Genomic DNA, 23,291 nt, shown 5'->3' with positions numbered 1-23,291 from the left:
GACCGCTTGACTCCTGACCGCTCCGCTGGTGTGCGCTCCGCCCCCGCCTCCCGCCCGCGCCGGCTCCGCGCGGTGGCCCGCGTCCCGGACGCGCGGCTGTGGCCGGTGCTCGGCGGGCTGTCGCTGCTGCTGGGCTGGCTGGGCCTGACCTGGGCGCTGGGGGCCGACACCTTCCCCGGCCCCGGCGACACCCTGGCCTTCCTGGGCCGCGAGGCGCAGCGGGGCGCGATCTGGGGGCACGTGGGCATCACACTCTGGCGGGTGCTGGTGGCCTTCGCGCTGGCCCTGCTGCTGGGCGCGCCGCTGGGCTGGTGGCTGGGGCACTCGCCCCGGCTGGCGGCCTTCGCGGCGCCCTGGCTGGCGGTCGGCCTGACCCTGCCGCGCATCCTGATCCTGCTCGCCGCCTACCTGATCGTGGGCCTCAACGAATGGGCCATCATCCTGGCGATCACGCTGATCCTGCTGCCCACCGTGGCGGTGCAGGTGCGCGAGGGGGTGCGCGGCCTGAACCCCCGGCTCTACGAGATGGCCAGTGCCTTCCGGCTCTCGCCCGCCGCCACCCTGCGCTCGGTGACCCTGCCGCAGCTGACGCCCACCCTGCTGGGCACCGCCCGCGTGACCCTCTCGCTGGCCTGGAAGATGGTGGTGTTCGGCGAGGTCTTCGGGCGCAGCAGCGGCGTGGGCTACATGATCGCCTTCTATTTCCAGCAGTTCGAGATGCGCGGCATCCTGGCCTACGGTCTGGTCATGACGCTGGTGCTCTCGGCGCTGGACGGCGTGCTGGCGCTGCTCAGTGCGCGCAGCGTGGCGTGGCAGACCCCGGCCCGCCCGGCGCTGGAGACCGAATGACGGGCCAGCGGGCGGGGGGCGTCGGTGTGAATTTCGGCGACGTGGGGGTGAGCTTTGCCGCGCCCCAGGCGCCCCGCGAGGTGCTGCGCGGCGTGACCTTTCAGGCGGCGGCCGGCGAGATCCTGGCGCTGGTGGGGCGCAGCGGCTGTGGCAAGAGCACGCTGCTGAATCTGGCCGCCGGCCTGGGCGCTCCCAGCGCCGGACAGATCCGCTTCACCGCGCCCCCACGCATCGGTTACGTGTTTCAGGACGCCCGGCTGCTGCCCTGGCTGACCCTGGCCCGCAACCTGGAACTCGTGTGCCCCCCCGAATTCCACCCCGATATTCCCGCCGCCCTGGCGCGGGTGGGACTGGCCGGCCGGGGCGACGACCTGCCCGCCCAGCTCTCGCTGGGGATGGCGCAGCGCGCGGCGGTGGCGCGCGCCCTGGTGATCCGCCCGGACGTGCTGCTGCTCGACGAGCCCTGCGGAGCGCTGGACGAACTCACGGCGGCCGAGCTGCGGGCCGAACTGGCGGGGCTGCTGCGCCTGCAACCCGCCACGACCCTGCTGGTCACCCACCATCCGGGCGAGGCCGTGCTGCTGGCCGACCGGGTGCTGGTGCTGGGGGGCTCGCCGACCCGCATCACGCAGGTGCTGGAAGTGCCCCTGCCGCGCCCCCGTGACCCGGACGACCCCGCCGCGCTGCCCCTGCTGCGGGAGCTGCGTGGACTCCTGCGGGCGGCCAGCCCGGCGACCGACCCGGTGGGTGCCGCGTGAGCCTGCCCCTGGACTTCTCCTGGCTGGGCGCGGAGTGGCCCGGCGCCCTGCAGGCTCTGGGCGTGACCGTGGGCCGGCTGGGCCTCTCGCTCGCCCTGGGGCTCGCGGGCGGCGCCCTGCTGGCCGGACTGATGCGCCGCTCCGTGAGCGCCGAAGCGCTACTCACGCCCTGGCTGCTGACCCTGCTGGCGGTGCCCTGGGTGCTGATCCTGGTGGCGATGAACCTGATCCCCACGCTGGGGGTGCGGGACGGCACGGCGATCACGGTCGCGGCGCTGGCGTGCGGGGTGCAGATCTTCGCCCTGGGGCGCCGCAAGCTCGAGGAGCGGCGCAGCGCCTACCTGTCGCGCGCGCTGTGGTACGCCTTCAGCGCCGTGGTCGCCGCCGAGCTGCTGTCGCGATCCGACGGGCTGGGCGCGCGGATCCGCTTCTTCGCGCTGTTCACCGAGCCGGGCCACCTGCTCTTCTACCTCATCCTGGCCGCGTTCGTGGGCCTGGCCTTCGCGGGCCTGGGCCACGCGCTGGGCCGCCTGCTGCCGCGCACCTTCCTGGGACGGGGCTCGTGACGACCTCCGTGCCCTCTAGCCTCCCCAGTTCCGCGCTGCCCCAGGCCCTGGAAGACGCGCTCGGTCGCGTCCAGCGAGCCCATGAGCGGCAGCGCAGACGGGCCGCCCTGCGGCGGGGGCTGGCCGGACTGGCGCTGACCCTGCTGGGGCTGGGCATGGTGAAAACCCTGAATCTGGCCCCGCTGCCCCTGCCGCTGGCCGGTCTCCTGGCGGCCGGTGTGGGCGTGTGCACGGGGCTGGTGCTCCTCCGCGCGCCCCGCCTGACCCGGCTGGACGCCGCGCGCCTGAGCGACCGCCGCGCGGCCCTGGACGGCCTGCTGACCACTGCCCTGACCCTGCCGGGGACGGCCAGATCCAGCCCCGTCGCCCCCGCGTCTTCTGGTGCCGCGCCCTGGGAGGCCGCCCTTAGCGTGCGGGTGCTGGCCCAGGCGCAGGCGGCGGCGCCCTCGCTGCACGCGGCCCGGATCGTGCCCCCCACGCCCCGCCGGGCGTGGAGTTGGCCCGCCGGCCTGCTGGGCCTGGCGCTGCTGGTCTGGCTGCTGCCCCCGCTGCCCCGCGGCCCGGTCACGGCCACCGTTCCGCCGGCGGCGGTGGTAGGCGAGACCACACCGTCCCAGGCTTCCCCTGCGGCTGGCCCCACGGCGAACCCGGCCGGGGCGCCCATCGTGAACGAGCCGGAGCCGGAGGCGGCGGGCGCGTCCGCCGACCTACCGGCCGCCGGGGGCCGGGGGCCGGGCACGTCGGCGGCGCCGGTCAGCGACGCTGCGTCCGGTGCTGGCCGGGCCCGGGGGCCAGCCAGTCCCGGTGCTCCGGCGGCCAGCACGGAGCCGGCGGCCCGACTGCGCGAGGCCCGGCAGGCCGTGGGGGCGGGTGCGGAGGGGGCGACGAGTTCCGGCCCGGCCCGCGGCGGGCAGAGGACTCAGGACACGCCCTTCGGCTCCCGCGAGTCCGGCGAGTTCCGGAACCAGTCGGTGACCAGCCCGGATCGGCTGGCTTCGGCGCCGTATGATCCGTCCACCGCGCCCGGCGCCAGGCCCATGCAGCAGAAGTCCGATCCCGGCAGCTCGGGCCTGCGCTCGGCCTCCGGGGGGCGCGGGATCGAGAGCGAGGGCGCCGACAAATGCGTGGAGGGCTGCCTGACCAACGACGACATGAACCGCGGCGCCCAGCCGGCGGCCGGCAAGCCCCGCGCGCCGGGCGGCGAGACCGCCAGCGGCACCAGCGACAGCGGCAGCGGGGCGGCCGGCAGCAGCAGCGGCGTGGGCCTGGGCGTGGGGGAGCTGCGGGCCATCGAGAGCCGCGTGAGGGCCGACCTGGGCGCCGGCGAGAGCCTGAACGCCGACCGGATTCAGGTGCTGGCCGCGCCCCAGGCGGAGGCCGGGCCGGGCCGCACCCGGACGGACGTGGGCGCGCGGTGGCTCCGCAGCCCCGAGCCGCCAGCGGCCAGCGCCAGCATTCCGGACAGCGCGAGGGCGACCGTCCGCGCCTATTTCGAACGCGGCAGCGACCGCCCTTCTCCCGTCTCCACTTCTCCTGCCCCCACCCCCCAAAGGACGTCTCCATGAGTGAAGCCGCGCCCCCCGTCTCTCCCCAGCCGCCTTCCGCCGACCCGGCGGGCACCCTGAACCGCCTCGACGCCCTGCTGGAAGCGCTGGGCCGCGCGCGGGAGGCGACCAGCGCGGTCGTGGTGGGGCAGGAGGAGGTGGTGGGGCAGGTGCTGGTGGCTCTGCTCGCCGGCGGCCACGTGCTGCTGGAGGGCGCGCCCGGCATGGGTAAGACCCTGCTGGTTCGCACCATCGCGGACGCCTTCGGGCTGGAGCTGGGGCGCGTGCAGTTCACGCCGGATCTGATGCCGGCCGACATCACCGGCACGCTGGTGCTCAGCCCGGACGAGCGCGGAGTGAATGCGCTGACCTTCATGCCCGGCCCGATCTTCGCGCAGCTGCTGCTGGCCGACGAGGTCAACCGCGCCACGCCCAAGACCCAGTCGGCGCTGCTGGAGGCCATGCAGGAGGGCACGGTGACGGTGGCCGGCACGGTGCGCGAGCTGCCCCGGCCGTTCTTCGTCCTGGCGACCCAGAATCCCATCGAGCAGGAGGGCACCTACCTGCTGCCCGAGGCGCAGATGGACCGCTTCTTCTTCCGCGTGGACGTGCCCTTTCCGGACGTGGGCACGCTGGAGCGCATCGTGGGCCAGACGACCGGGCTGCGCCAGGCACGCGCTCCACAGTGCCTGAGCCCCGCCGACCTGCTGGACGCGCAGCAGGTGGTGCGCGCGCTGCCGGTCTCGCCGGATGTGGTGGGGGCGGTCTCGCGGCTGGTGGTCTCGACCCAGCCCAGCCGGCCCGAGAGTGGCCCGGAGGTGCGCCGCTACGTGCGCTTCGGCGTCAGCCCGCGCGGGGCGCAGACCCTGATCCTGGCGGCCAAGGCCCAGGCCATGCTCTCGGGCCGCGCGCACGTCGCCCCGCAGGATGTGCGCGCGGTGCTGCTTCCGGCCCTGCGCCACCGTCTGCAGCTGAACTTCGAGGGTGTGGCCGAGGGCATTGACCGGGACGCCCTGCTGCGTGGCCTGCTGGGCGCCCAGGGCCTGTAGATGCGGCTGCCGCCTGCCGTGCAGCAGGAACTCGCCCGGCGCCGACTGGTCACCACCGGCCGGGCGCGGGCACAGGGCGGTGCGGGTGAGCGGCCCTCGCGCGCCAAGGGGGCGGGGCTGGAGTTCGCGGATCACCGCCCGTACCAGCCCGGCGACGATATTCGCGCGCTGGACGCCCAGGTGACCGCGCGGCTGGGCACCCCGGTCGTGCGGGAGTACGTGGTGCACCAGCAGCTTCCTGTGCTGGTCGTGCTGGACGCCAGCGCCAGCATGGGCACCGGCTCGCCCCGCAAGTTCGAGCTGGCCCAGCAGCTGGCCGCCGCCCTGGCCTACGCGGGACTGTCGGGGGGCGACTCCGTGCAGGCCGTGACCTTCGGCGAGGGCGTGGAGACCTGCGGGCGGATGCAGGGGGTCAACCGGGCCACGGAGCTGCTGGGCTGGCTGGGCCGAGCCCGTCCGGGCGGCAGCGTGACCCTGCATCAGGCCGTGACCCACGCGGCGGCCCGCGCGCCACGCGGCGCCCTGGTGATCCTGGTCGGGGATTTCCTGGGCGACCTCGACCCGCAGGCGCTGCGGCACGCCCACAGCCGCGCGCAGGAGGTGCTGGCGGTACAGGTGCTCGCCCCGGACGAACTCGATCCGGCGCCGCTGGGGCGCGGCCTGACCCGCCTGGAGGACGCCGAGGGCGAGGGCAGCCTGAGCGTGGTGCTGGACAGCGCCACCCTGGACGCCTACCGCCGCGCCCTGGGCGACTGGAACGCGGCGCTGGCGGCCCTGCTGGGCCGGCACGGGGGCCGGCTGGTTCAGGTGCGCTCCGACCAGGCGGTGCAGCAGGTCATCCTGCGGGAATTCCTGGCGCGGGGTGTGATCCGCTGATGGGCGCCCCGGTGAAGCTGTGAGCCTGGGCAGTCCGCTGTGGCTGCTGCTGATCCTGCTGGCCGGAGTGCTGGTCTATTTCCACCGACAGCGCCGGGCGCAGCGGGCGGCCCTGGTCGGCAGCCTGCACCTGTGGCGCCGCCTGGCCTTGCAGAGCGCCCCGAGGGCCCGGCCCAGGGTTCGCCTGAGCGCGGCCCTGCTGCTGCAGGGGCTGGTGCTGGCCCTGGTGGCGCTGGCCCTCGCCCGGCCCGGCGCCCGGCCGGCGGCGACGGGCGGGGACGTGCTGCTGCTCATTGAGGCGGGCCGCAGTATGCGCGCCACGGACGTCCGCCCCGACCGCTTCGGCGCGGCGGTGGCGGGCGCGCTGGGCGAGGTGGAGGGCCGCACGAGCGCGCTGCTGGTCGCCGACTGGCCGGTGCCGCTGGCGGTGAACCGCGAGGGCCGCGCCGGGGTGCGTGCGGCCCTGCGCTCCGCCACGGCCGGCGACGGCGCCCCGGACTGGACGGCCGCCGCCCGCATGGCCCAGGCCTGGATCGGCGGGAGCCCGGCCGGGGGATCGCCCCGCGTGATCGCCTATGTCAGCCCAGGGCAGGCCGGGGCGGCGCGGGCCGCCCTGCGCCCCCTGGAGGCCACCATTCGCGTCATCGGCGGCGCGGCCCCGAACGCGGCCATGAGCGGCTTCGCCGTGACGGCCGGCCGCGGCGGCGCTCCCTGGGCCCTCTCCGGCGCCGTGCGGAACTTCGGCCCGGCGGGCAAGAGGAACGTGACCGTGGCGCTGGACGGCCGGGTGATGGCGGTTCAGCGCCTGAACCTCGCGGCCAACGGGGAAACACCCTTCGCCCTGCGCTTCACGCCGGGTCAGGGAGGCGTGCTGAGTGCTCGCCTGGACGCCTCGGACGTCCTGCCGGCCGACGACGCCGCCCAGGTGGTGCTGCGGCCCACTGCGCCGCCCCTGCGCGTGGCCCTGGTCGGGCCGCCGGGCACGGCCGGCTCCGCTCCCGGCGACCCGGCCGGCCGGGGGGCGGCGGCGCTGCCCGGCGCCCGGGTGACCCGCTCATCGGCCTTGCCGGCCGCCGGGGAAGCCGATCTGCTGATCGTGACCGATCCGGCCCGGCAGCCCGGCGAGACGGTGCCGGCGGCGCCCGTCACGCTCTGGCTCAATGCCCCGCAGCGCGGCTCCCGGAGCGATTCGGTGCTGGCCTGGGACACCGCCGGGGCGCTGGGCCAGGGGGTGCCCTGGGGCGACCTGGGGGGCGTGACGCGGGCCCCCACGGCCCCCTGGCCCACGGCCACCGCCCTGCTGACCGGCCGAACCGGCCCCCTGATCGAGCTGCGCCGCGAGGCCGGCCGGACGGAGGTGCGGGTGAACATGCCGCTGGACTCCGGCGCGCAGGATGAAAGCGGCTGGACGGGCACGCCCGCCTTCCCGGTGTTCCTGTCGAATCTGGCCCACCTGGCCCGGCCGGACGCCGGGGAGCGCACGCCGGCGCCCTGCCGGGTCGGCCAGCCCTGCGCGCTGCCGGCGGGAAGTCGGCGGCTCCAGCTCCCGGCGGTGGACGGCCCCGCGCCGGTCGTGGAGGGCGCCGCCGGGGCCAGCTTCGTCCCCTGGCGTGCCGGGATCGCCACCGCCGACGGCCAGCCCATCGCCGTGAGCCGGCTGGCGGGGCCGGACGCCGATCTGCGGAGCGGGGCGGAGGCCGAGCGGGGGCCGAGGGAGGCCCCCGCTCGGATCAGCTGGTTTCCGTTCGGCTGGCGCGACTCCCTGGCGGCGGCCTGGCGGCCCCTGCTGCTGCTGGCTCTGCTGACCCTGATTGCCGAACTCGTGCTGCTGACCCGCTCGGAGCCCACCCTGCAGCGGGGGCGCTGGGCCACGCTGAGCCGGCCCCAGCGGCGGATGCTGGCGCTGCATGGGCTGGCCGCCGCCCTGCTGCTGCTGGCGGTGCTGAACGTGTCTCTGCCCCGGCCGGGGGGGCAGGCGGCGAGTGCGCGGGTCGTGCTGCCGGGAACGGCCGACCCGCGGGGCAGCGAGCCCACGGTCTGGGGCACGTCGCCGCCCTCGCCGGTGGCACCCACGGGCCGCCCAGACGGCAGTCCGGCCGGCGACCTCGCCGCCGCGCTGGAGGTGGCGGCCGCCTCGCTCCCCGGCGGCACCCCACAGCTCCTGCGCGTCCAGGAGGGACGCTGGCCGGCCTCCGCCCGCCTGCCCGGCGTCCTGGCGCGGCTGCGCTCGCAGGGCACCGCCGTCGTGATCGACCCTTCAACCCCCGCCCTGGCCCCGGCCCTGACGCTGGGCGCCTTCGAGACCCCGGCCGAGGTCGCGCCCGGACAGCCCTTCGCCGCCAGCCTGGTGGTGCTGGCCCGCGCGGCCGGCGAGGCCCGCCTGGTGCTGCGCCGGGGCGACCGCGTGCTCCTCGACTCGCCCGTGGTCCTGCAGTCTGGCCTGAACCGGCTGGCGCTCCCCCTGCGCGAGGACACGCCCGGCACCGCCGGCTACGTGCTGGGCCTGTCGCTGCCGGGGCAGCCCAGCGCCGGAGGCACCCTGCAGGCCTTCGCGGCCACCCGGATCACCCCGGCCGAGGCCGTCCTGATCGTCGGGCCGGACGCGGCCGCGCGGCGCAGTCTGGGACGGGCGCTGCAGATTCAGGAGGTCTCCAGCCGCGACCTGTCCCCGCAGCAGCTCACGCCGGCACTCGTGGCGGGTGCGCGGCGGATCACCCTGCTCGACACGCCCGCCCAGGCCCTCGACCCGGGGGTGCGCGCGGCGCTGGACGAGCGGGTGCGCTCGGGCGGCCACCTGCTGCTCGTCGGGGCCGCCGGGGCCTTCGGGCCGGGCGGCTACGTGGGCACCACGCTGGAGACGCTCTCGCCGCTCTCGGGCCGGGTGCCTCGTGACCTGCCGCGCCTGGCCCTGGGGCTGGCCCTGGACAAGTCGGGCTCCATGAACGAACGGGTGGGCGGCGAGGTCACCAAGCTCGACCTGATCAAGTCGGCGGCCCTGAATTCCGCCCTGCTGCTCTCCCCGCAGAGCGATATCGCGGTGATCGCCTTCGACTCGGCGCCCAAGCTGGCAGTGCCGCTGACCCGCGCCTCGAACCAGGCCCAGATCCGCGCCCAGATCGGCCGCATCGAGGCCGAGGGCGGGACGGTCGTCAAGCGCGCCCTGGAGGCGACCCTCAAGGAACTGCTGAAGTCGGGCGCCTCGCGCAAGCACCTGATTCTGCTCACCGACGGGGTGGACGGCGGCATCTTCAGCCCCGAGGAATACCGCCGGCTGATCCGCCGCATCCGCGCCACCGGCATCACGGTTTCCACGGTCAGCGTGGGCAGCGGGATGCACATCCCCCTGATGCGGGACATCGCGCTGTGGGGCGAGGGCCGCTTCGCCCAGGCGCAGGACTGGCGCGACGTGCCCAGCCTGCTGGCCCGCGACACGCTGGATCAGGGCGAGAGCGCCGTGAAATCCGGCGCCTTCGCGGCCCGCTGGCCAGACGGCACCCCGCTCACGCTGGGCCGCTACGCCCGCACCACCCTGAAGCCTGGTGCGACCCCGCTGGGCCAGATCACGCCTGCTCAGGGCGGGGCTGCTCAGGCCGGGGCTGAGCAGCCGGCCGACCCGCTGGCCGCGACCTGGCGCGTGGGCCTGGGCAGTGTGAGCGCCCTGGCGGCGCTGCCCACCGACGCCGGCAACAGCCTCGCCCGCCGCGCGGACTTCCCGGCCCGGCTCGCGGCCCTGGTGCGCGGCCCCGGCCCGCTGGGCACCGACGATCCGGCGCGTCCCACACTCGTCCGGGACGGCGCCGACCTCGTGGTCTCGGCGCCCACCCCCACCCTGGAGCTGAGCGGCCCGCAGGGAACCTGGTTCCTGACCCTCCAGCCCGGTGAACGGGGGCAGTACCAGACCCGCCTGTACGCCCCGCTCCCCGGTGGCTACAGCGCGGGAGCGGGCCCCCTGAGCGCGGCGCTGGGCCTGCCTCCCACCGCGCAGCCCCTAAAGACTGTGCTGGAAGAGGCTGGCGGCTCAGGGGCCGAGACGCTGGGCGCCGGCTGGGCATGGCAGGAGACGTGGCCTGCCTTCGCCCTGCTGGCCCTGCTGAGCTTCTTCGCGGGGCTGGCGCTGCGGTACCTGCCGGAGCGCGCCGCGCCCAGGCCAGCGCCCGTCTCGCCCCGTGAAGCGCCCCTGGGGATGCCCCCGCCTGGCTGACCCCCTGAGCACCCTTTTCCAACCTTCATGTGGTTCAATGGAAGCGGTCAGAAAAATTAGGTCTGGAACCGCGCTTTGCATATCCACCTTCTGTATCGGAGGCACGCATGAACGTCACGCTTCAGGTGAACGGCAAGTCCTATACCCGCGACGTGGAGCCCCGGACGCTCCTCGTCCACTTTCTCCGCGAGGAGCTGGCCCTGACCGGCACCCATGTCGGCTGCGACACCAGCCAGTGTGGGGCCTGCACCGTGCACATCGGCGGCGACGCCGTGAAGAGCTGCACCGTGCTGGCCGTGCAGGCCCAGGGCCTGGAGGTCACGACCATCGAGGGTCTGGGCACCGTGGGCGACCTGCACCCGCTGCAGACCGGCTTCTGGGAGGAACACGGCCTGCAGTGCGGCTTCTGCACGCCCGGCATGATCATGGCCAGCGCCGAACTCCTCAAGCACACCCCCAACCCCAGTGAAGACGAGATCCGACACCACCTGGAGGGCAATTTCTGCCGCTGCACCGGCTACCACAACATCGTGCGGGCCGTGCAGCACGCGGCGGGGGCCATGGCGGGCAAACAGGCGACCGGGCAGGCGGCGGACGACTGAGGCGGGCTCTGGGCTCTGAGCTCTGAGCAACAGCTTCACCCCTCATAGCCCAGAGCTCACGGCTCTTGGCCCACTCCAAGGGAGGCTCCACCCCATGACGGACAGAAGCGAGAAGTATTTCGGTCAGGCCCTCAAGCGCAAGGAAGACCCGCGCTTCATCACCGGCACCGGCAACTACACCGACGACATCGTGATCCCCGGCGCCCTGCACGCGGCGATGGTTCGCAGTCCCTATGCCCACGCGAAGATCACGGGCATCGACAAGGACTCCGTGAAGGACATGCCCGGCGTGGTGCATGTCCTGACCGGCCAGGACGTCAAGGACGCCGGGCTGGGCAGCATTCCGGTGGGCTGGCTGCTCCCTGAGCTCAAGACCCCGGCCCACCCGGCCATCGCGCTGGATGAGGCGAACCATGTGGGCGACATCGTGGCCGTGGTGATCGCCGAGACGCGCGCCCAGGCCGAGGACGCCGCCGCCGCGCTGGAAGTCGAGTATCAGGCGCTGCCCGCCGTCTCCAGCGCCAGCGCCGCCCTCGCCGACGGCGCGCCGCTGGTGCACGACGACGTGCCCGGCAACGTGGCCTTCACCTGGGAGATCGGCGACGAGGCCGCCACCAACGAGGCTTTCAACGCCGCGCCCCGCAAGGTCAGCGTGAAGCTCCGCAACCACCGGCTGGTCGCCAACCCCATCGAGCCGCGCTCCTCGATGGCGCAGTTCACTCCGGCGAGCGGCGAATACCTGCTGTACACCACCTCGCAGAACCCGCACATCCACCGCCTGATCCTGGCGGCCTTCGTGATGAGCATCCCCGAGCACAAGCTGCGCGTGATCTCGCCCGACGTGGGCGGGGGTTTTGGCACCAAGATCTTCCAGTATCAGGAAGAGGTCATCGTGCTGCTCGCCACGCGGCTGCTGGGCCGCCCGGTCAAGTGGACGGCCCGCCGCTCCGAGGCCTTCGTCAGCGACGCCCAGGGCCGTGACCACGAGACCGTGGCGCAGCTCGCGGTCAGCGACGACGGCATGATCCTGGGCTTCCGGGTGAACACCCTGGCGAACCTCGGCGCGTATCAGACGCTCTTCGCGCCCGCCGTGCCGACCTACCTGTACGGCACGCTGCTGAACGGCGTATACAAGATGCCCGTCATCCACGCCAAGGTCACGGGCGTGATGACCAACACCGTGCCCGTCGATGCCTACCGGGGAGCGGGCCGGCCCGAGGCCACCTACCTCGTCGAGCGCATCGTGGATATGGCCGCGCACGAGCTGGGCATGGATCCGGCCGAGCTGCGCCGCAAGAACTTCATCCAGGCCGACGAGTTCCCGTACCAGACCCCGGTGGCGCTGGTGTACGACTCCGGCGACTACGAACCCGCCATGGACAAGGCCATGGGCATGATGAACTACCCGGCGCTGCGCGAGGAACAGAAGCGCATGAAGGGCAGCAACAAGGTCTTAGGCGTGGGCCTGATCACCTTCCTGGAAGCCTGCGGGCTGGCCCCCTCGGCGCTGGTCGGACAGCTGGGCGCGCAGGCCGGGCAGTGGGAAAGCAGTCTGGTGCGCGTGCATCCCACCGGCAAGGTCGAGCTGTACACCGGCTCGCACAGCCACGGGCAGGGCCACGAGACCGCCTTCCCGCAGATCGCCGCCGATGAGCTGCAGATTCCCATCGAGGACATCGACCTGATCCACGGCGACACCGGGCGGATGCCCTACGGCTGGGGCACCTACGGCTCGCGCAGCGCGGCGGTGGGCGGCTCGGCCCTGAAGATGGCCCTGCAGAAGATCACGGCGAAGATGAAGAAGATCGCCGCGCACCTGCTCGAGGCCAGCGAAGAGGACATCGAGCATGAGGGCGGCGTGTTCCGCATCAAGGGCGCGCCCGAGAAGAGCAAGAGCTTCTTCGACATCTCGCTGATGGCCCACCTAGCGCACAACTACCCGGCCGATCTGGAACCCGGCCTGGAGGCCACCGCCTTCTACGACCCCAAGAACTTCGTGTACCCCTTCGGCACCCACATCGCCGTGGTGGAGATCGACACCGACACCGGCCACGTCAAGCTGCGGAACTACGGCTGCGTGGACGACTGCGGCCCGCTGATCAACCCCCTGATCGTGGAGGGGCAGGTACACGGCGGCATCGCCCAGGGCGTGGGTCAGGCCCTGCTCGAGGACGCCGCCTACGACGAGGACGGCAACTTCCTGGCCGGCTCCTACATGGAGTACGCCATGCCGCGCGCCGACGATGTGCCCACCTTCCAGATCGACCACACCGTCACCCCCAGCCCGCACAACCCGCTGGGCGTCAAGGGCATCGGCGAGGCCGGCACCATCGCCTCCACCGCCGCCGTCGCCAGCGCCGTGATGGACGCGCTGTGGCAGGAATGCGGCATCAAGCACCTGGACATGCCCTTCACCGCCGAAAAGGTCTGGAAGGCCATCCGCGATGCCCGCAGCGACATGCCGCAGGCCGCCGACGACTGAAACGGTGATCGTCAATAGTTGATGGTAGATGGAAAAACCAGCTTTCGACCATCAACCATCTACTTTCAACCATCAACATTTCCGGAGGCCCCCATGTATCCAGCCAATTTCGACTACCAGAAGGCCGAGAGCGTCGAGCAGGCGCTGCAGGCGCTGGCCGCCAATCCTGACCTCAAGATCATCGCGGGGGGCCACTCGCTGCTGCCCGCCATGAAGCTGCGCCTGGCGCAGCCGCCCGCCCTGCTCGACATCTTCGGGCTGCAGGAACTCAGGGGCATCCGGCGCGAGGGGGACACCTTCGTCGTCGGGGCCATGACCACCCACGCCGAGGTGCTGCGCAGTGACCTGCCGCTCTTCCCGGAGGTCGCCCACTGGGTCGGTGACCCCATGGTTCGCAACCGGGGCACCATCGGCGGCAGTCTGGCCCACGCCGACCCCAGCGCCGACTACCCGGCCGCGGCCCTGGCCCTGGGCGTGGAGTTCGTGATCCGGGGCATGGGCGGCGAGCGCACCGTTCACGCCGACGACATGTTCGTGGGGATGTTCGAGAGCGCTGTGAAACCGGGCGAACTGCTGACCCACATCCGCATTCCGGCGACCATCCAGGCATCGGCCTACGAGAAGTTCCGGCACCCGGCCAGCCACTACGCGGTGGTCGGGGTGGCCGTGGCCCGGCACGCCGGCGGGGAAATCCGCGCCGCGTTCACGGGCGCCGCCGAACGCGCCCAGCGCCTGAGCAAGCTGGAAGAGGGCCTGAAGGGCGGCCAGAGTGCCATGACCGGCCTCGTGGACGCCGGAGGTCTGCTGGGCGACCGCTTCGCCAGCGCCGAGTACCGCGCCCATCTGGTGGACGTGCTGGCCGACCGGGCCCTCAAACGCCTGGGCTGAGCGTCCAGCGAATCACGGCCCCTGGAGCGCTCCGGGGGCCGTGTCCGTTGTTTCTCCCGTTACTGGATCAGCCCGGCCACCCCGTTGATGGTCACGGCGATGATCACCGTGCCGAACACGAACGACAGCAGGGCGTGCCCCAGCAGCAGGCGGCGCATGGCGCGGGTGTTGAGGTTCGTGTCGCTGACCTGATAGGTCATGCCGATGGTCACGGACAGGTACGCGAAGTCCCAGTACGTCGGCTCGTCCAGTTGCCCGTCGCCGTGCAGGAACTGGACGCCCCGGCCGTCGCGGTAGTACAGGCGGGCGTAATGCAGGGTGTACTCGGTCTGCACCAGCAGCCACGAGGCCGCGACCGTCAGCACCGCCAGGGCGGTCAGGGCGGCTTCCTCCAGGCCCCTGGAATCGTGGGCGGCCGAGAGCAGGAAGCCCACGCCGACCAGACTCACCAGCGCGGCCGTGAGGGTCACGGAGCTGGCCACGGCGCGCGAATCGTCTTCCAGGGTCGCCAGGGCGTGGGTGCGGGCGGGGCCGGCCCGCATCATCAGCGGCCAGAGTTGACCCATCACGGTGGCACAGAGGGTGACCCAGCCGATCAGCAGCCGCGCCTCGGGCAGCCATCTGGCCGGGGTCAGGAGGCCGACGGTGAGGCCGGCGGCCACCCCCGCCAGCATCCGCAGGAGGGCGTGCGGCCGCGTTCGCCCGGTCGTCTTCACAGAGGAAGCATAGGGGAGGCGGTGTGCGGCAGACTTTCCCTCTGGTTCATGTGCGGCGACTCCGGCGCTAGAGACACAGCGCCGGAGACACAGCGCCGCAGAACCGGGTGGGCGGCCCTCCTGCACGCGAGCCTACTCGGCGCCCGCTCCGTCCAGGGCCGCCTCGATTTCCTTGATGCCCGGCTGCTGTCTGAGAATCCGGGCCGCCACGTCGCGCGTTTTGGCAGCCTGCCCGGTGCGGTTCCAGGCGAGCAGCGCACCCTGCCGGTACCAGTGGTACTGCAGCGGCACGCCGATCTCTATGGCGCGGTCGAAAGCCTGGGCGGCCTCGGTGGCCTGCCCCAGCGCCAGCCGGGCCTGCCCCAGCCCCCACCAGTCGAAAGCCGTGGCTCCGGACTTCTGTGTCCGGGCGCCCATCTCGTCGCGCAGCCGCGTCCAGTTGGCCCGCTCGTCCCAGTCGCGGCCCAGGATCGCCCTGACCTCGGCCTCCCGTGCGGGGGGATAGGCCAGCAGATACTCGCCGTTGTAGTAGTTCCACAGCTCCTAAAAGCGGCTCTCGCTCAGGGTCAGCCTGGCGCCCAGCAGCGAATCGCTCGCGGTGAAGCTCTCGGGGGTATAGGCATAGACGGTGCGGAAGTGCGAGGTGTTGTCGCCGACCTTCAGGCGCTGCTGCACGATCACGGGCAGCTTGGCGGCTACGAGCGCCCGCACCTGCGCCTGGGTGCCGGCATAGCGGATCACCGTGTTGAGCCCCTGCCTTTCAAGGTAGGCCGCGAGTTCCTGGGTGGAGACCTCGACATCTCTGGAGTCGTCTTTCAACGCCTGGGCCGCCTGCGCCTGCGTGACCCTGGTGCCGTAATAGCCCAGGATGATCTTGGCGGTCACCGGCCCGCAGTTGTTCAGGGCCTGACCTTCGTGCCCGACGCCACTCAGGGTGACCCGGGCGGGCGGAGCGGCCTCGGCCCGGGACAGGCAGGCCGCCAGCGCAGGGGAGAGCAGCAGGGCGGCGACCACCGAACGTTTCATGTCGAACAGTCTGGCCCAGGCGCGGCCCCGGGCGCGTTTAGCCGCGCTGAAGCGTGCCCGGGCCAAGCCTTCAGGAGCTTCCCAGATTGAAAGGGTGGACACAGGTCGGCAGCCGGCCAAAGTCAGGCCTGTGCAGCGGCGCCCCGTCCCGTTCCCCGCAGGGCCTGAGCCTACTCCCTGCCGCCGGAGTACTGACGGCGCCCCGCCTTCTGTAAGTCTTTTTGCTCTCGGTTGCCCCCGCCCCGCCCGCGTAAACTCTTCAGGTGACTGTCGCCTCGCCCAATCTGTCGAAACTGCTGCCTGCCGCCCCTGCTGGGAATCTGCTGCTGCTCCCGCAGGTCGCCCGCGCGGCGCTGTTCGCGGCGTACCCGGGGCCGGCGGTGCTGCTCACCACCCCGGATCGCCTGGGCCACTACGTCTCGGCGGGCGTGCTGGGCGCCCCCCTGACCGTGAACCCCGGCCTGCGCGACTGGGACGCGAAGCACGAGCATGTGGTGCTGGACGTGAACACCGCCCTGGACCTCTTTCCCTCGCGCCCGGACGACCACGCCCTGACCCTCAAGGTCGGCGCCCAGTATCCGCGCGAGGCGCTGCTCTCGCGCCTGGAGCGCCTGGGCTACGAGCGCGGGGAGGAGCCCGGCTTCGAGATCCAGGGCGACACGCTGGAGCTGCGGCTGGAACCGGGCGCCGGCGTGCCGGCCGACGCGGAGCAGGGGGTCTGGGTACGCGCCGAGTTCTTCGGCGACGAGCTGGACACCCTGCGCCTGCTGGCCCCCGGCGACCTGACCGGCCCCAAGGCGCAGACCTTCACGCTGGAACCCACCGCCGAGTACCTGACCGAGACGAAGTGGGACGCCACCCGCCTGGAACTGCTGCCGGGCCGGGTCTTTCTGGACTCGCCCGAGTTCTACGCCTCGGCGCTGGGCATCCTGACCGACACCCTCTGGCCGAAGCTGGCCGGGCGCGAGGTCACGTCCTTCGGCCGTTCTCCGCTGGAGCTGCCGGATCTCGACACCGGGCTGGTCACGCTGCCCTTCTACCGCGCCCGCCTGAACGACCTGGAGCGCGACATCGCCGAGTGGCGCGCCTCGGGCTACCGGGTGCTGATCCTGGTGCGCCACGACCGCACCGCCGCCTATCTGGCCGACAAGCTCCTGAACACCCATGACATTCCCTGGCTGAAGTTCGCCCGCGTGGACGAGGGCGGCCTGGGCTTCCTGCGGGCCGGCGGCGAGGGGGGATTTGTCATCCCCGAACAGCGCACCGTTGTGATCACTGAAGACCTGATCTACGGCTTCCAGGGGGGCTCGGCGCTGCGCGGCAAACGGCTGGGCGGCAAGCCGGTCACGGACGCGCTGGGCCTGCACGTGGGGGACTACCTGATCCACCCCGAGCACGGCATCGGCCAGTTTGAGGGCCTGGAAACCCGCAAGGTGCTGGGCGTCACGCGCGATTACCTGAACCTGGCCTACCGGGGCGGCGCGCGCCTGAGTGTGCCCATCGAGCAGCTTCCCGTGCTGCGCCGACACCCCGGCACCACCGACGACCCGCCCGGCCTGAGCTCCTTCGACAAGAAGGACTGGGCCCGCGCCAAGGAGAAGGCCCGCAAGAACGCCGAGGAAGTGGCCGGCAAGCTGCTCGTGCAGTACGCCGCGCGCCAGGTCACGCCGGGCAACGCCTTCGAGCCGCAGCCCGAATGGGACGCCCAGATCGCCGCCAACTTCGCCTTCGACCTGACCCAGGATCAGCAGACCGCCCTGAAAGACACCATGCGCGATCTGGAGAAGGCGAACCCCGCCGACCGCCTGATCTCCGGCGACGTGGGTTTCGGCAAGACCGAGGTCGCCCTGCGCGCCGCGCACCGGGTCGTGGGCCACGGCAAACAGGTCGCCATCCTGGTGCCCACGACTCTGCTGGCCGAGCAGCACACGTCCACCTTCGTGGAACGCTTCAAGGGGCTGCCAGTACGGGTCGAGGGCCTGTCGCGCTTCACCAGCCCGCAGCACGCCCGGCAGATCCTGGGCGACCTGAAAGCTGGCAAGGTGGACATCCTGATCGGCACCCACCGCCTGCTCTCGGGCGACATCGAGTTCAGTGACCTGGGCCTGATCATCGTGGACGAGGAACACCGCTTCGGCGTGTCGCAGAAGGAGAAGCTGCGGGCGCTGCGCGGACTGCCGCCGGTGTCCAAAGAGGGGAAGATCGAGATTCCGGAGGGGATCAAGGCGGTGGATACCCTGGCCCTCTCGGCCACGCCGATTCCGCGCACGCTGTACATGAGCATGGTCGGCCTGCGCGACATGAGTTCCATCCAGACGCCGCCCAAGGGCCGCCGACCGATCCAGACGGTCTTGACGCCCTTCGACCCGGTCACCGTGCGCGACGCGATCATCAGCGAGATCGAGCGCGGCGGCAAGGTCTTCTACATCCACGACCGCATCGCCTCCATCGGCGCCCGCAGCCTCTACCTGCGGAACCTCGTGCCCGAGGCGCGCATCGGCGTGGCGCACGGCCGCATGAACGAGGAGGAGCTCGAGGAGATCATGCTGGGCTTCGAGCAGGGGGCCTTCGACGTGCTGCTCTCCACCACCATCGTCGAGACCGGCCTGGACATCCCCGAGGCGAACACCATCCTGATCGAGCGCGCCGACCGGCTGGGGCTGGCGCAGCTCTACCAGCTCCGCGGCCGGGTGGGCCGTCGCTCGGTGAGTGCCTACGCCTACCTCTTCTACCCGCCGCGCCTGACCGAGAACGCCCAGCGCCGCCTGTGGGCGATTGCCGACCTGCAGGATCTCGGCTCCGGGCACCTGCTGGCCGAGAAGGACATGGAGATCCGGGGCGTGGGCAACATCCTGGGCGAGGAGCAGCACGGGCACGTGCAGGCCGTGTCCATCGACGTCTACACCGAGATGCTGGCCGAGGCCGTGGCGAAGCTCAAGGGCGAGAAGATGCAGGCGCCGGTCAACATTTCCATCGACCTGCCCATCAACGCCCGCCTGAGCCCCGAATACTTTGCCAGTGCCGATGGGGTGCCCGACGAGGAGACGCGAATCGCCACCTACGGCCGCCTGAGCGACTCGCGCACGCTGCAGGCGATTTCGCGGGTGGAACGCGACCTCCGCAAGAAGTACGGCCCGCCCACGCCCGAGGTGCAGAACTTCATCGACCTCGCCAAGCTGAGGCTGACCGCCGCCGCCAAGCGCGTGCTGTCGGTGGGGGAGACCATGACCGAGCTGCAGATCACCTTCGCCTACAAGGCGCTGGACTATGACGCCGCCGGCCTGAAGCGTTTCCCTCACAAGACGGAGGTGCAGACCTTCCCGCCCAGCGTGAAGCTGGAGAAGCGCGGCATCAAGCCGGACGACTATGCGCGGACGCTGATCGATCTGCTGGGGTATTTTGGGTAGAGGATGAGCCCAATACCGCTTGATGATTCCCGTTGGCATGATCTCAAACATGCCTATGGCTCTGCGGAGAACATTCCGCTCTTGCTCGAAGAGCTCAAGTGCCCGATTGATTCATGGGTCGGGGATGCAGAGCCAATGTTCTCTTTGTGGAGCTCGCTTTGGCACCAGGGTGACGTGTATTCGGCTTCATATCCGGCTGTCCCTTACCTGTTGGACGCTGTTCTGCTTGCACCCCCGGAAGGACAAAGAAACCTTCTCCAGCTTGTCGCTCTGATACTTTCTTCAAGCGTCGAAGACGATGCCCCGGTGGTCGATGAATCAACCAAAAAGCAGTTCGATCTGGATCGGGCCAGGCTGAATGATCTTTCGATTCAAGCACTAGACCAGGTGGCAGGCAATGAGGAAGGGTTGACGTCGCTTCTTGCTTGTATTGCCATTGCCAAGCAAAGCTATCGAACGGGCAATTTTTTGATGCAGATTGACGAAAGCTGGGAGTGTCAGGACTGTGGTGCTCCGCTGCCCGGCCAGACGGCAAATGGTTGACCACAATTCCTGGTTGCTCAAGGGTCTGTCAAGACGTCGTGTCTTCCGTGAATTCAAAGCCTGAATCGGCTGTCCCCCGGTGTCGCTGACTTCACGTTTTAGCTGCGCCACAATATTCCCATGACCCGTCCCCTCGCCCAACTCCTCCACGCCGAGGCCGTGCGCCGGGGCCAGCGCTCCGGCCACGCGCTGCCCGACGAACGCGACCTGTTCGAACTCGTGCGCGACCTGCCGTATGCGCGGGCCAGCGGCCATGAACCCGAGACCGTGATCCGCGAGTGGCGCGGCACCTGTAGCACCAAACACGAGCTGCTGGCCGCGCTGTACTCCGAACTGGGGCTGGAGTCCACCATCTACGCCTGCACACAGGAAATCCGCCTCCCGGACGGCGCGGCGCCGGAGCTGGCGGCCTGGGAAGGCGAGCCTGTGATCGACGTTCACAATTACCTCGTGCTGCACGAATCCGGCGGGAACCGGTTGATTGACGCGACGTGGCCTCTGGCGGCGCGGGCGGCGGGGCTGCCGGCGAACGAGTGGGGCCACGACATGCAGATCGCCTGCACGCCGCTGGAGACCTGGGCGCTTGGGCCCGGCGAGGACGTGGCCGCCTTCAAGGAGGCGCGGCTGCGCGAACGCTACACGCCCGAGCAGCTCCAGCGGCGCGACGAGTTCATCCGCGCGGTGGGTCGGCTGTTCACGGGGGGCTGACGGTCACATCGCCCGCCCCGCCGGGGGAGTACGCTGGGTTCCGACCCTGTGCATCACGTCGAGGAGGGCCAGCAATGGGCACTCAGCCGCTGGAGAACTGGGGAGCGTCGGACGCCAATGAGCGGTACGTCGGCCGCTGGAGCCGGCCCGTGGCCCGGCGGTTTCTCGACTGGCTTGCCCTGCCCGACGGGGGTGCGTGGACGGATGTCGGCTGCGGCACCGGAGCGCTCTCAGCGGGCATCCTCACGGCCTGCACTCCGTCGTCGGTCACAGGCGTCGACCGCTCCGAGGGCTTCATCGAGGCGGTGCGAACCCAGATGACCGACCCGCGCGCTCATTTCGTCGTGAGCGACGCCACGGATCTGCCACTGGCCGACGCTTCCTCGGACGTGGCCGTCTCGGGGCTGGTGCTCAATTTCGTGCCCGATCACGCGGCCATGCTGCGCGAGATGATGCGGGTCACGCGCCCCGGTGGAACCGTCGCCGCCTACGTCTGGGACTATGCCGAGGGCATGGAGATGATGCGGGTGTTCTGGGACGCGGTGGCCCGAGTGAATCCGAATGACGGAGCCCTGGACGAACGAGACCGCTTTCCGATCTGTCGGCCGGAAGCGCTGACTGACCTCTGGCGACAGCACCATCTGAAGGACGTGGCTGTGCACGCCATCGATATTCCGACTGTGTTCAGGGATTTCAGCGACTACTGGACACCTTTTCTGGGCAGGCAGGGCCCCGCACCGGCCTACCTGGCGTCGTTGGACGACGACACGCGGGAGAGGGTTCGTGCCGAGGTTCAGGCCCGCCTCGTCCCCGCTGCGGACGGCACCATCGCGCTCGCTGCGCGGGCCTGGGCAGTCAGGGGCACCTGCTGAGGATCGTCGGTATAGGTGAAGGCGATCGGCCTCAGCGGACTCCTGGTGGCCTGGCACCCCCGGCACCGGCCATGATGACGTCGCCCAAGATTCGGTGGACTCGTCCACATCCCTTCTGAAGTGCGTCGCGGTAAACTGCAAGAAATCCCACATTGTTGCGCTGCCGAGCGACTTCTCCCTGTGGGGTCAGGAGGACGACATGTTCCGTCCCGTGCGTTTGGTACTACTCGCCTGTGGTCTGAGCGGTCTGCTGGTAGCGTGTGGCATGGAGACCCCGGCTGGTGGCCCGGAAGTCGGCCCCTATGCAGGAGGCCGGGCCTATCCGTGGAGCTACACCGCCCCTGCTGGGCAGCTCATGGCTCAGCGCCTGACCCCGACCAGGAACACACTGCAGTACGAGACCATCCTGGCGGCGAAAAGCGGCTGGGGGCCAATCGAGCTGAACCGCAGCAACGGCGAACAGGGCCCCCACGACGGTCGGCCGCTCACCCTGAACGGCACGTCCTATGCCTGGGGCTTCGGCACGCATGCTCACAGCGAGATGGTCTTCAACTTGCAGGGTTACAACGATGCGGGGTGTACCCGCTTTACCGCCGATGTCGGGGTGGACGACGAGGTGGGGAACCGCGGCAGCGTGAACTTTCTGGTGTTGGTAGATGGCGTCCAGAAGTATGCCAGCGGCACCATGACCGGGGCGAGCGCCACCCGGCACGTCGACGTGGATCTGACCGAGGGGTGGCAACTGAAGCTCGTGGTGGCGGATGCCGGGGACGGCATCAATTTCGACCATGCTGATTGGGTCAACCCCGAAGTGACCTGCGTGCGCCTGGGACGCATCATCGATTACGGTTTTCACTTTGAACCCGACTCGCTGTGTCTGCCCCAGGTCGACAGCAGGGTGGAGCTGACTCTGGTGGTTGAAGATCGGGGAATCCAGAACACTACGCTGCCCAGCGGCCCCATCTCGTTCAGGATGATTGTGGGCAGTCCCATCGTTGACAAACTGGACGTCGCCGAGCCAAACAGGATCTACGCTACTACGACTTTCCCGGCCCGTTTTAAGGTAGCCGTCAATGTTTCAGCGTCTCTGTATGGGGTCAACGGAGCTGAGGAGAAGCTGGAGCCTGTGCTGGAGGACTATTTCAAGGAATTTGGCCATGTTCATCCGGCGCCTCTGACCCTCAACACCTGCACCTAGAGTGAACCCACTTAGGAGTGCAGGAACGCCCCCACCACGTCCGGCAAGTCCTGCGCGTCCATTAAAAAGGCGTCGTGGCCGTGAACGGAGTCGAGTTCCCAGTAGGTGCTGCCGGGCACCAAGGCGGCCTGAGCGCGCACCTCGGCGGCCGGGTAGAGCACGTCGCTGGAAATCCCGACGGCCAGCACCGGGGTCTGGATGCGGCGGAGTTCGGCGTCGCCCGGCTGGAAGGCGTCCATGGCGGCGGTCAGGGTCAGGTAGCTGTGCTCGCAGAAGCGCCGCTGCAGCTTTTCGCCCTGGTGGTCGAGGTAAGACGTGATGGCGGGGACGCCGGGCACGCGCGCGCCGCTCTGGGTCAGCGCGAAGCTCTCCGGGCTGCGGTACGACAGCATGGCGATCTGGCGGGCCACCTTCAGTCCCTCGCCCCCGGGGGCCGCGCGGATGGCGGCGCGGGCCGCCGAATTCAGGCCGATGGCCCAGGGGGAGTGGCGGGCCGGAGCGCCGATCACTACGGCCCGTTCCACCAGATCGGGGCAGTCCAGCAGCCAGGCGTAGGCCAGCAGCCCGCCCATGCTGGAGCCGATCACCCGCACGCGGCGCACGCCCAGGTGCTCCAGCAGGGCCCGCCCGACCCGCACCATGTCGTGCAGGGTCAGCGGGGTGCCCTGCAGGTCGGCGGCACTGGTCGTGCCCGCGCAGCCCCCCAGGACGTTGGCGCAGACCACGTAGTCGCGCGTGGGGTCGAGCGGGCGCCCCCTGCCCAGGAACTCCGGCCACCATTCGTGCACGGCGCTGCTGCCGGTCAGGGCGTGCAGCACCAGGGTCGCGTCCGGGCGCGGCTCGCCGTAGGTGTGGTAGGCCACCTGAATGTCGCTCAGGGCGTGGCCGGAGTCGAGCAGCAGGGGGTCACGGCGGAACAGCGTGACCGTCTGCGGCGCACAGTCCTCCGGGGTCGGGTCGTCTGTGGGCGTGAGGGGCGCGGTCGGGGCCGGGTGCGACAGGGCCG

At 71.1% G+C, this 23,291-nt stretch carries 19 protein-coding genes; 15 read left to right on the top strand and 4 right to left on the bottom strand.

Annotated features, from left to right (window positions below):
* Nucleotides 1-6: 6 nt before the first annotated feature.
* The 10 genes from CVO96_RS01040 to CVO96_RS00995 all read left to right on the top strand — a co-directional run bounded on the left by CVO96_RS01040 (nt 7) and on the right by CVO96_RS00995 (nt 13,815).
* Complete coding sequence (locus CVO96_RS01040) at nt 7-849, top strand: ABC transporter permease (protein WP_207795267.1); 843 nt, start codon at nt 7-9, stop codon at nt 847-849.
* The gene (locus CVO96_RS01035; RefSeq protein ID WP_103309357.1) at nt 846-1,607 is read left to right on the top strand and encodes an ABC transporter ATP-binding protein; all 762 of its coding nucleotides are present in this window, start codon (nt 846-848) and stop codon (nt 1,605-1,607) included. Before CVO96_RS01040 ends, CVO96_RS01035 begins: the two co-directional genes overlap by 4 nt.
* Nucleotides 1,604-2,173 carry a hypothetical protein gene (locus CVO96_RS01030; protein WP_103309355.1) on the top strand — a complete coding sequence of 190 codons (570 nt, stop codon included), beginning with the start codon at nt 1,604-1,606 and terminating at the stop codon, nt 2,171-2,173. The genes CVO96_RS01035 and CVO96_RS01030 overlap by 4 nt, the downstream gene beginning before the upstream one ends.
* Nucleotides 2,170-3,738: a hypothetical protein gene (locus tag CVO96_RS01025; RefSeq protein WP_103309353.1), complete on the top strand. Its 1,569-nt coding sequence runs from the start codon at nt 2,170-2,172 to the stop codon at nt 3,736-3,738. The genes CVO96_RS01030 and CVO96_RS01025 overlap by 4 nt, the downstream gene beginning before the upstream one ends.
* On the top strand, nt 3,735-4,766 hold the full coding sequence (locus CVO96_RS01020; RefSeq protein ID WP_103309350.1) for an AAA family ATPase: 1,032 nt from the start codon (nt 3,735-3,737) through the stop codon (nt 4,764-4,766). The genes CVO96_RS01025 and CVO96_RS01020 overlap by 4 nt, the downstream gene beginning before the upstream one ends.
* The gene (locus CVO96_RS01015) at nt 4,767-5,642 is read left to right on the top strand and encodes a DUF58 domain-containing protein (protein WP_103309348.1); all 876 of its coding nucleotides are present in this window, start codon (nt 4,767-4,769) and stop codon (nt 5,640-5,642) included.
* A 19-nt stretch (nt 5,643-5,661) separates the two neighbouring features.
* On the top strand, nt 5,662-9,843 hold the full coding sequence (locus tag CVO96_RS01010; RefSeq protein ID WP_103309346.1) for a VWA domain-containing protein: 4,182 nt from the start codon (nt 5,662-5,664) through the stop codon (nt 9,841-9,843).
* A 107-nt stretch (nt 9,844-9,950) separates the two neighbouring features.
* Nucleotides 9,951-10,445 (top strand): (2Fe-2S)-binding protein, encoded by a 495-nt coding sequence (locus CVO96_RS01005; protein WP_103309343.1) that lies wholly within the window; start codon nt 9,951-9,953, stop codon nt 10,443-10,445.
* 94 nt (nt 10,446-10,539) lie between these two features.
* Entirely contained in the window at nt 10,540-12,927 is a 2,388-nt protein-coding gene (locus tag CVO96_RS01000) for a xanthine dehydrogenase family protein molybdopterin-binding subunit (RefSeq protein WP_103309340.1), read from the top strand.
* Between the two features lie 93 nt (nt 12,928-13,020).
* Nucleotides 13,021-13,815 carry an FAD binding domain-containing protein gene (locus CVO96_RS00995; protein ID WP_103309338.1) on the top strand — a complete coding sequence of 265 codons (795 nt, stop codon included), beginning with the start codon at nt 13,021-13,023 and terminating at the stop codon, nt 13,813-13,815.
* 59 nt (nt 13,816-13,874) lie between these two features.
* Here the strand turns inward: CVO96_RS00995 and CVO96_RS00990 are convergent, their stop codons facing one another.
* The 3 genes from CVO96_RS00990 to CVO96_RS00980 all read right to left on the bottom strand — a co-directional run bounded on the left by CVO96_RS00990 (nt 13,875) and on the right by CVO96_RS00980 (nt 15,557).
* Nucleotides 13,875-14,531 (bottom strand): DUF1345 domain-containing protein, encoded by a 657-nt coding sequence (locus CVO96_RS00990; RefSeq protein ID WP_243398105.1) that lies wholly within the window; start codon nt 14,529-14,531, stop codon nt 13,875-13,877.
* 132 nt (nt 14,532-14,663) lie between these two features.
* The gene (locus tag CVO96_RS00985; protein ID WP_103309334.1) at nt 14,664-14,948 is read right to left on the bottom strand and encodes a hypothetical protein; all 285 of its coding nucleotides are present in this window, start codon (nt 14,946-14,948) and stop codon (nt 14,664-14,666) included.
* A gap of 126 nt (nt 14,949-15,074) precedes the next feature.
* Complete coding sequence (locus tag CVO96_RS00980) at nt 15,075-15,557, bottom strand: C39 family peptidase (protein ID WP_133161720.1); 483 nt, start codon at nt 15,555-15,557, stop codon at nt 15,075-15,077.
* Between the two features lie 263 nt (nt 15,558-15,820).
* Between CVO96_RS00980 and CVO96_RS00975 the strand changes: the two genes are divergently transcribed.
* The 5 genes from CVO96_RS00975 to CVO96_RS00960 all read left to right on the top strand — a co-directional run bounded on the left by CVO96_RS00975 (nt 15,821) and on the right by CVO96_RS00960 (nt 22,285).
* A complete protein-coding gene (locus CVO96_RS00975; protein ID WP_103309330.1) occupies nt 15,821-18,964 on the top strand; it encodes a DEAD/DEAH box helicase in 3,144 nt (1,047 codons plus the stop codon).
* 3 nt (nt 18,965-18,967) lie between these two features.
* Nucleotides 18,968-19,507: a hypothetical protein gene (locus CVO96_RS20675; RefSeq protein WP_133161719.1), complete on the top strand. Its 540-nt coding sequence runs from the start codon at nt 18,968-18,970 to the stop codon at nt 19,505-19,507.
* Between the two features lie 120 nt (nt 19,508-19,627).
* Complete coding sequence (locus tag CVO96_RS00970) at nt 19,628-20,215, top strand: hypothetical protein (protein ID WP_103309328.1); 588 nt, start codon at nt 19,628-19,630, stop codon at nt 20,213-20,215.
* 74 nt (nt 20,216-20,289) lie between these two features.
* Complete coding sequence (locus CVO96_RS00965; protein ID WP_103309326.1) at nt 20,290-21,087, top strand: class I SAM-dependent methyltransferase; 798 nt, start codon at nt 20,290-20,292, stop codon at nt 21,085-21,087.
* Nucleotides 21,088-21,286: 199 nt separating this feature from the next.
* Nucleotides 21,287-22,285 (top strand): NPCBM/NEW2 domain-containing protein, encoded by a 999-nt coding sequence (locus CVO96_RS00960; protein ID WP_133161718.1) that lies wholly within the window; start codon nt 21,287-21,289, stop codon nt 22,283-22,285.
* 11 nt (nt 22,286-22,296) lie between these two features.
* On the opposite strand, the gene CVO96_RS00955 is transcribed toward CVO96_RS00960, so the two are convergent.
* Nucleotides 22,297-23,286: an alpha/beta fold hydrolase gene (locus CVO96_RS00955; RefSeq protein WP_165795338.1), complete on the bottom strand. Its 990-nt coding sequence runs from the start codon at nt 23,284-23,286 to the stop codon at nt 22,297-22,299.
* Nucleotides 23,287-23,291: the final 5 nt, after the last annotated feature.

Source organism: Deinococcus koreensis (assembly GCF_002901445.1).
In the GTDB taxonomy this organism is placed as follows: domain Bacteria; phylum Deinococcota; class Deinococci; order Deinococcales; family Deinococcaceae; genus Deinococcus; species Deinococcus koreensis.
Note: the sequence above shows the minus strand (reverse complement) of the source record. Positions and strands in the feature narration are given on the sequence as shown.

Excerpts from the sequence above, each read along its gene's own strand:
- CVO96_RS01035 (WP_103309357.1), top strand. The coding sequence starts at position 846 with ATGACGGGCCAGCGGGCGGGGGGCGTCGGTGTGAATTTCGGCGACGTG.
- CVO96_RS01020 (WP_103309350.1), top strand. The coding sequence starts at position 3,735 with ATGAGTGAAGCCGCGCCCCCCGTCTCTCCCCAGCCGCCTTCCGCCGAC.
- CVO96_RS01015 (WP_103309348.1), top strand. The coding sequence starts at position 4,767 with ATGCGGCTGCCGCCTGCCGTGCAGCAGGAACTCGCCCGGCGCCGACTG.
- CVO96_RS01005 (WP_103309343.1), top strand. The coding sequence starts at position 9,951 with ATGAACGTCACGCTTCAGGTGAACGGCAAGTCCTATACCCGCGACGTG.
- CVO96_RS01000 (WP_103309340.1), top strand. The coding sequence starts at position 10,540 with ATGACGGACAGAAGCGAGAAGTATTTCGGTCAGGCCCTCAAGCGCAAG.
- CVO96_RS00995 (WP_103309338.1), top strand. The coding sequence starts at position 13,021 with ATGTATCCAGCCAATTTCGACTACCAGAAGGCCGAGAGCGTCGAGCAG.
- CVO96_RS00985 (WP_103309334.1), bottom strand. The coding sequence starts at position 14,948 with ATGGGCGCCCGGACACAGAAGTCCGGAGCCACGGCTTTCGACTGGTGG.
- CVO96_RS00980 (WP_133161720.1), bottom strand. The coding sequence starts at position 15,557 with ATGAAACGTTCGGTGGTCGCCGCCCTGCTGCTCTCCCCTGCGCTGGCG.
- CVO96_RS20675 (WP_133161719.1), top strand. The coding sequence starts at position 18,968 with ATGAGCCCAATACCGCTTGATGATTCCCGTTGGCATGATCTCAAACAT.
- CVO96_RS00970 (WP_103309328.1), top strand. The coding sequence starts at position 19,628 with ATGACCCGTCCCCTCGCCCAACTCCTCCACGCCGAGGCCGTGCGCCGG.
- CVO96_RS00965 (WP_103309326.1), top strand. The coding sequence starts at position 20,290 with ATGGGCACTCAGCCGCTGGAGAACTGGGGAGCGTCGGACGCCAATGAG.
- CVO96_RS00960 (WP_133161718.1), top strand. The coding sequence starts at position 21,287 with ATGTTCCGTCCCGTGCGTTTGGTACTACTCGCCTGTGGTCTGAGCGGT.